A 7,835-nucleotide genomic window follows, 5' to 3' on the forward strand; every position below is an offset into this window, starting at 1 on the left:
AGGTGATGGGTCTATCACTTCATCCTGCTTTCTATTTTCTTGGTTATTCTCCATGGAATTCTGCCACACCACAAGCCAAAGATAATAGTCAGTCATCGTAAGCCGGTGTTATTCTTGATGAAGCACCACAGCATTGTCGCCCCAGAAAGTAAAAGTATACTTGGAAAGAAATAGCGATACAACGATTGTAGAGTACCATCCAAAAGGATCTCCTGAATTAAATGCTGTGGAACAATGCCGGAGACAAGGAAAGATGATCTATTGGTATCAAAATATTATTCTAGTTTACAAACCTAAAAACAGCTATTACAAGTTACTATAGGACAAAACGTTTTGACTTGCACATTGTCAAATAGGAACCTATCACGGGCAACAACACATATCAAGACCCACGCAGACTACAACTAGTTTCTGATTTCTATATAGCATCCTACTGACTGGTTGTAGTCTGTCTCATAGTCCCATCATAACAGGTTGGCAAGAGGCCCTTTTGCTACTTGTCTCCTTGCTAACCTCCATCCTATCTCCATAGTTATCAAAGTGGGAATAAATCCACTCAATATCCAAATAATACTTTCAATCATTTCCATGATGTAGATATCGCACCTTTTATACATAAACTGTGTTAGAAATTAGTTGTAATTATTCAGAATCTGAGCTGGGATATCATAAGGGCAGCTGATACTATAGGTAAAGATACAGGAGAGCTTGGCCTTTTCTTGCTTCAATCATTTTAAATGCATTTCCATTGCAGAAATCATCCATGAGGAGTCGTCGTTTCTTGTGTTTTATTACTTACCATTACATTCCCAAGACGCCAAATAATTTTTCTTCTTGATCATGTGCTATGATTTGATGAAACTTGATAATCCAGCTTGATTGTAGGGGTGCGAGTATACGACAAAACATTTCATATGTACAGAATACATCGTTTACTATAAAGATATAAAATGCTAGAAACCTATCGAGTGGCATGATAAGACGAGTTAATAAAGGAGACTACCTATATATGCTAAGAGCTCAATTACTTGGTGTTTTCTTTACAAAAGGATTATTTACATACATTCTGCCGCTATTCTTGCTGCAGACAACCATGAGAGGGAGTGCATTCCTTGAATAACATAAAAGAGGATGCAATTAACCTTCATAGATCGTTAAGGGGAAAGATCGAAATACATAATCGAGTTTCCATTGACGCTGGTTTGGGCGACGGCGAAGAAAAAGGAACACTTGGATTAATTTATACTCCAGGAGTTGCATCTGTAGCCCAGGAGATAAGTAAAAAAAAGGAATTAATTTATGATTATACCTCAAAGTGGAACAATGTAGCCATAGTGTGTGACGGAACAAGGGTGCTTGGTCTTGGAAATATTGGCCCAGAGGGAGCGCTCCCAGTAATGGAAGGAAAGTCTGTTTTGTTCAAAGTGCTGGGCAACATTAATGCAATTCCATTATGTATATCTACACAGGATAAGGAGGAAATAATTAGATTTGTCAAAGCGATTGAACCATGTTTTGGAGCAATAAATATTGAAGATCACCCAAGGTTTTTGATATAATAAAAAGGCTCAGGGATGAGCTCTCTATACCTGTGTTTCATGACGATCAGCATGGAACAGCCGTAATCACATTAGCCGCATTGATAAATTCTCTAAAAATAGTAGATAAAAAAATAGATAATATAAAAGTGGTAATATCAGGAGCAGGCTCTGCCGGCTATGGAATTTTCAAGATTTTGAAAGAAGCAGGTTGCAGAAATATTGTAGTAACAGACAGTAAAGGTGCAATATATGATGGAAGAAAGGATCTTGTAAATGTTAATTCTCAAAATTTAGATAAGCAAGAAATAGCAAAGAATAGCAATCCATCTAAATTAGAAGGAAATTTGGAAGAAGTGATAAGAAAAGCTGATGTATTTATAGGAGTATCCGGTAAACCAGGACTTTTAACTAAAGATATGATCCAATCAATGAACCATGACGCAATTGTGTTTCCACTTAGCAATCCAGATCCCGAAATACTTCCGTCAGATGCTCTTGAAGCAGGTGCAAGGATTATAGGCACAGGACGTTCTGACTATCCAAACCAAGTAAATAATGCTGTCGTGTTTCCGTCGGTTCTTAGAGCTTTGTTAGATACTAGAGCAAGGGGATTAGATGAAAAAATGCTCGTAACAGCATCGTATGCAATCGCTTCGCTCGTTGAAATAACTCACCTAAAAGAGGATTATATAATTCCCAAAGTAAATGACCCAAGGATACTTCCAATTGTTACTCAGACATTAAAGGAAGCAATTGGGAAGAATGACGGTACCGAAACAAAACAAGGTTGAATGAATAAGGAATCGAAAAGAAGGCCTGAAGAACCTACTATTACTTTACTGCAATAAATAGGAAGCAGCTCGGACCTAGGTTTTTGGGAATGGGAAGTGGATGGCCTTATCTCTAAAATTGCATTCAGGGCAGTGGGACTAGGTAATACTAAAAGAGTTGAGTGGACTGGCCCAGTAATAGAAATTCCTCTACCATTCCATCTATGTCACAGGATAAGGCATTTGCTTCTCAAAGTTAGACTATTGATGTTGTGTATGAACGCAGAGAGACAATCGAATTGAAAACTGGTAATGGAAATAAATTAAGTATCGAATTGCTCATCTACAATCTTAGTCCTAATCGTGATGGAATATAGGATGTTCTGTTTACTTGAATTAAGATACTAGACTTAGTAATAGTAACAGGAAGGATATTATGGAATCTTTCTAGGTTCTATGTGAATGGGGAAAGTTTTCTACCTATAATGCTTCATAAACTAATTGTATACATATATGTGTGGTTATTTCCTGCAGAGGAGTAATCAAATCAGTTGTTTCAAATCGATTCAAACTTGAGCAAGCTACAGAAGCATTGACTAGCCCAATAGATGGCAAAATTATAGATATAGGTACAATAAATCCTTAAAAGAACGAAATGAGCAAAGTACAACAACAATGACAAAAGAATTTTCTACAATAAATCCCTCATCGGAGGAAATTATTAATACATACCAGATAATGAGTAAGGAGCAAATAAATGAAAAAACAAAAAAGGCTCAGCAAGCATTTTCTGAGTGGAAAAAAGATATCAAGAAAAGAGCTGATCATATCTACAACTTTGCTCAAGAACTAAGAAAGAGTAAGGAAGACCTTGCAAAAACAATGACAAAAGAAATGGGAAAGGCTATAAAAGATGCAAGGGCCGAGGTCGAGAAATGTGCATGGGTAATGGATTATTTTGCAGATAATGGCAAGGTATTTTTAACTGATGAAGTGGTTAATACAGATGCTAGAAAAAGTGTTGTAACATTTGAACCCATAGGAGTAATAGGAAGCATAATGCCCTGGAATTTTCCTTATTGGCAAGCATTAAGATTCGCGGCTCCTTGTCTAATGGCTGGTAATACCATAGTTCTAAAACCGGCTAGTGCCACTATGGGATGTGGAATAGAAATCGAAAAAGCCTTTAAAAGGAGTGGAGTACCTGATGGAGTTTTCCAAACGGTAGTTGGAGACTCGAGTATTGCAGATATACTCATTGATTCAGAAGATGTTAATGCTGTGACGTTTACAGGAAGTGTTACTGCAGGAGGGAAAGTGGCTCAAAGAGCAACATCTCAGATAAAGAAATGTGTTCTCGAGTTAGGTGGAAGTGATCCTTTCATAGTGTGTGAAGATGCTGATATTGAAAAGGCATCTACGGGTGCTGTCAAAGGTAGATTCGTTAATAATGGTCAGAGTTGTATAGCATCAAAACGATTTATCGTAACAAAGAAAATGGCAAACGATTTCATTGAAAAATTTGTTCAAAAAACTGAGAAACTTAAGGTAGGCGATCCTCTATCAGAGGACACAGATTTAGGACCAGTTGTGAATGCTTCAGGCTTAAAGACTATAGATTCCCAAGTAAAAGATTCAGTTAAAGAGGGTGCCGAAATATTGACAGGAGGAGAACAAATTGGAAGTAAAGGATATTTTTACAAACCTACAATACTGAAGAATGTTTCTACAAATATGCGCGTGGCACAAGAGGAAGTTTTTGGTCCAGTTGCAGCGATAATAGTTGCCGAAGACGAGATGGAAGCAGTGAGACTTGCAAATGATTCTCAGTATGGTCTTGGAGCAAGTATATGGACACAAGACCTTGATAAAGCAGAGAACCTGTCAAGAGAGATTAGATCTGGCATAGTAACCGTAAATAATGTCGTAATTTCTGATCCAAGAGTACCATTTGGTGGCGTAAAGAAGAGTGGATTTGGAAGGGAGTTATCAAGATATGGCATGCTGGAGTTTGTCAATGTCAAATCAGTCAGGTTCTATGATCAGCTTGTCCATCAAATAGCATTTAACAAACTAATAAAACTAGACAAACAGAACGAACAAGCGTGTAGTGAGCGCGTAGACAAGCGAGACAAACATACTTAATACCTTTGAAAATGTATCGATACTTCAAGGTGGAGGTTCTTTAAGTGCATTTGGTTATGGAGAGTTTAAAGCCCTTGCAAAATGTAATATAAAATTAGATATATCACAGGCACTTCAATTGGCTGACTGAATACCTCCTAATAGCAGGAAGTAAAGAAGACATCCAGACATGGAAACTTCCTAGCTATGATACTAATTGACAGAAACAAAAGTATTATCTAATATATGGGTTATGTTCTAGACCGCTGCAAAATCCTGCAGAGGTTATGTTGAAACAATTTACAAATGCCCTTTATGTGATGATTATCAAATAAGTAATTCCACTTTCTCTGAGAGATCCAGAAATTGGATTCATTTTGCTATGCAATCAATACTATTTATTCATCTATCTATCTATCAATCATAACTCAAATGGAAGAACCAATTTAAGCAAGTACGTCCATAGTGATGATACCATGAGTGAACACGATAATATGCGTACTGCTGATATTGTAGCTGAAGAATTGCTTGATTGGAACGTTGATACAATTTTCGGATTGCCTGGTGATGGTATCAATGGATTTATTGAAGCCTTGCGACGTAGACAGGACAAAATTAGATTCATACTTGTTAGACATGAAGAATCGGCAGCATTTATGGCTTGTGCCTATGCAAAATATACTGGAAGGCTTGGAGCATGTGTCGCAACTTCAGGACCAGGGGCCATACACCTATTAAATGGGTTATATGATGCAAAAGCAGATAATACTCCTGTTATTGCCATTACAGGAACCACATACACTGATTTGATGAATTCTGGCTATCAGCAAGACATAAACCTGCTACAGCTATATTCCGATGTCACTGTTTACAATGATATGATAGGTGTTCCAGAGCAGGCAGAGATGGCAGTTGATATTGCATGTAGAACAGCGTTAGCTCAGAGAGGAGTTAGCCATCTAACAATACCAATAGATGTACAAGAAAAAAGACTGCGTGGCAAATATTCCAAGCATAACGTTGGACATCACACGTCCCATGTTTATGTGGCAGAAACAATCCCAAGTCACTCATTAATAGAAAATGCGGCTCACATTCTTAATGCAGGAAATAGAGTTGTCATACTCGTGGGACAGGGTGCCCTTGAATCTGGAAATGAGGTACTCTCAGTTGCAGAAAGGTTAGGCGCTCCAATTGTTAAAGCATTATTAGGTAAGGCAGTGATTCCTGACGATAATCAGTATAGCTTAGGAGGCCTTGGTTTACTTGGAACTACACCATCCAGTGATGCTATGGACGAAGCAGACACACTACTTATGATTGGAACATCTTTTCCATATATAGACTATCTTCCAAATCCCAGTCAAGCAAGAGGGATTCAAATTGATATAAAACCTGAAAAGATTGGTCTTCGTTATCCTGTAGAGATTGGATTGGTAGGTGATTCAAAGTTAATACTAACGGAATTACTTCCTCTCTTGAATCAAAAATACGATCTAGGATTCCTCAAGTCAAAGCAAGATGCGATGAAGAATTGGAATAAACTAATGAGAGAGCAGAGTACAAGAACCGATAAGCCAATCAAACCTCAAGTTATAGCCCAAGCTGTTTCTGATGAATTAGACGATAACGCAATAATCTCAGTTGATTGTGGAACAAATACAAATTGGGCGGCTCGTTTTATCAACATTAGAAAAGGAATGAAATTTTCTCTGTCTGGCACTTTGTCAAGTATGGCAAACGGTTTGCCATACGCCATAGCAGCACAGGTTGCATTTCCAGACAGACAATCAGTTGCATTTGTTGGTGATGCTGGATTGACTATGTTGATGGGTGAATTCGCTACCGCGGTACAATATAACCTCCCTATTAAGGTCATTATTATCAAAAATAATACATTAGGGATGATTAGATGGGAGCAGATGGCATTTCTTGGAAACCCAGAATTTGGAGTAGAATTTTCCCCGATAGATTGGGTAAAGTTCGCTGAAGCATGCGGTGGCAAAGGATATTCCATCAAGGAACCAAATGAAGTAAAATCCATAATGAATCAAGCTATGAAGGAGAGAAAACACCCGACTATAATAGAAGCATATGTAGACCCGTTTGAACCACCAGTACCGCCAAAGGTGGAAATGGAGTTTGTTAAAGAATTAGCTAAATCATTTGTTAGAGGGCAACCATATGCCAATAGAATAGCATTGACCTTATACAGGGACCAGGTCCATAATATTTTAAAAAAGATACATACACATCACGAACATCATTAAGTTGATAGATAGGTAGGTAGGTAGGTAGGTGCAGAAGTATAACCCATGATGGTAAGCTATATTATCACCTGTGTTTGTAAGACAACAGGTAGGTAAAGGTGAGTTGAAAAGTGGCTCAACATAATATGAAAAAACAATCAAACTGCTCTTGTGATGTTTTAATTATAGGCGGTGGCTCTGCAGGTCTTCGTGCAGCAATCGAAGCTCATGATGCTGGCGCTAATGTTCTCATAATTAATACAACACTTGCACGAGGTGGTATCAATGCAGCCCTTGGTACTATGGATCCGGAAGATAACTGGGTGGTGCATGCAGCTGATACGCTAAGAGAGGGTGAATTTATTGCAGACTATGAAAGAGTCGAAATACTTTGCAAAAATGCACCTGATGCTATAAATGAACTGGTAAATTGGGGTGCCAGGTTTCATAGAGAAAAAGACGGTAGACTAACACAACGATTCTTTGGAGCTCACACCTATAGAAGAACTGTATTTTACGAAGATTGGACTGGCCAGGAGATAGTACGTGTGTTGATGAAGCAGGTAAATCAGCGGAATATCAAAATAATAGACAATGTTTACATCACGAAAATACTAAAATCAAAGGATTATGTGAACGAAGGGAGAGGAGCATCACCAAGTTCAATGTCAACATCAATTTCAATGGCAGCAACACACAAGGAGCAAGAAGAAGAACAAGTCAGAGGAGCTTTTGGAGTAGATTTAGAAAATAAGGAATCTGTTACATTTGAATGCAAGTCTTTAATCCTTGCTGCTGGGGGATATACTCGAGTCTATTCAGTCAGTAGTTCTAGAATTTTTGAAAACTATGGGGAAGGTATAGCTCTGGCATATGACGCGGGTATTGATCTAGTAGATATGGAGATGGTACAGTTTCATCCTACTGGAATGGTTTGGCCAGATCAAGCAGTGGGTACTCTAGCCACAGAAGCAATACGTGGCGAAGGTGGGATTCTATTAAATTCAAAAGGTGAGAGGTTTATGAAAAACTATGATCCTGAGAGAATGGAGCTAGGACCACGTGATGTAGTGGCCCGTGCTAACTATAATGAAATAATCTCTGGAAGAGGCACAGAACATGGAGGAGTTTGGTTAGACGTAACCCATCTA

The 7,835-nt window shown here is 38.2% G+C and carries 5 protein-coding genes; all 5 read left to right on the forward strand.

The features are described from left to right. Nucleotides 1-1,112: 1,112 nt before the first annotated feature. Complete coding sequence (locus DYY65_RS12305; RefSeq protein ID WP_201449490.1) at nucleotides 1,113-1,559, forward strand: NADP-dependent malic enzyme; 447 nt, start codon at nucleotides 1,113-1,115, stop codon at nucleotides 1,557-1,559. A 32-nt stretch (nucleotides 1,560-1,591) separates the two neighbouring features. Then, nucleotides 1,592-2,332, forward strand: a complete 741-nt coding sequence (locus DYY65_RS12310) for an NAD(P)-dependent malic enzyme (protein WP_201449491.1) — start codon at nucleotides 1,592-1,594, stop codon at nucleotides 2,330-2,332. Between the two features lie 654 nt (nucleotides 2,333-2,986). Continuing rightward, a complete protein-coding gene (locus DYY65_RS11625; protein ID WP_162478122.1) occupies nucleotides 2,987-4,456 on the forward strand; it encodes an NAD-dependent succinate-semialdehyde dehydrogenase in 1,470 nt (489 codons plus the stop codon). Nucleotides 4,457-4,911: 455 nt separating this feature from the next. Beyond that, nucleotides 4,912-6,705 carry a thiamine pyrophosphate-dependent enzyme gene (locus tag DYY65_RS11630; protein WP_162478123.1) on the forward strand — a complete coding sequence of 598 codons (1,794 nt, stop codon included), beginning with the start codon at nucleotides 4,912-4,914 and terminating at the stop codon, nucleotides 6,703-6,705. Between the two features lie 125 nt (nucleotides 6,706-6,830). Next, a partial coding sequence (locus DYY65_RS11635; RefSeq protein WP_162478124.1) for an FAD-binding protein occupies nucleotides 6,831-7,835 on the forward strand: 1,005 nt, incomplete at its 3' end.

The sequence above is a fragment of the Nitrososphaera sp. AFS genome (assembly GCF_009898475.1).
Classification (GTDB): domain Archaea; phylum Thermoproteota; class Nitrososphaeria; order Nitrososphaerales; family Nitrososphaeraceae; genus Nitrosopolaris.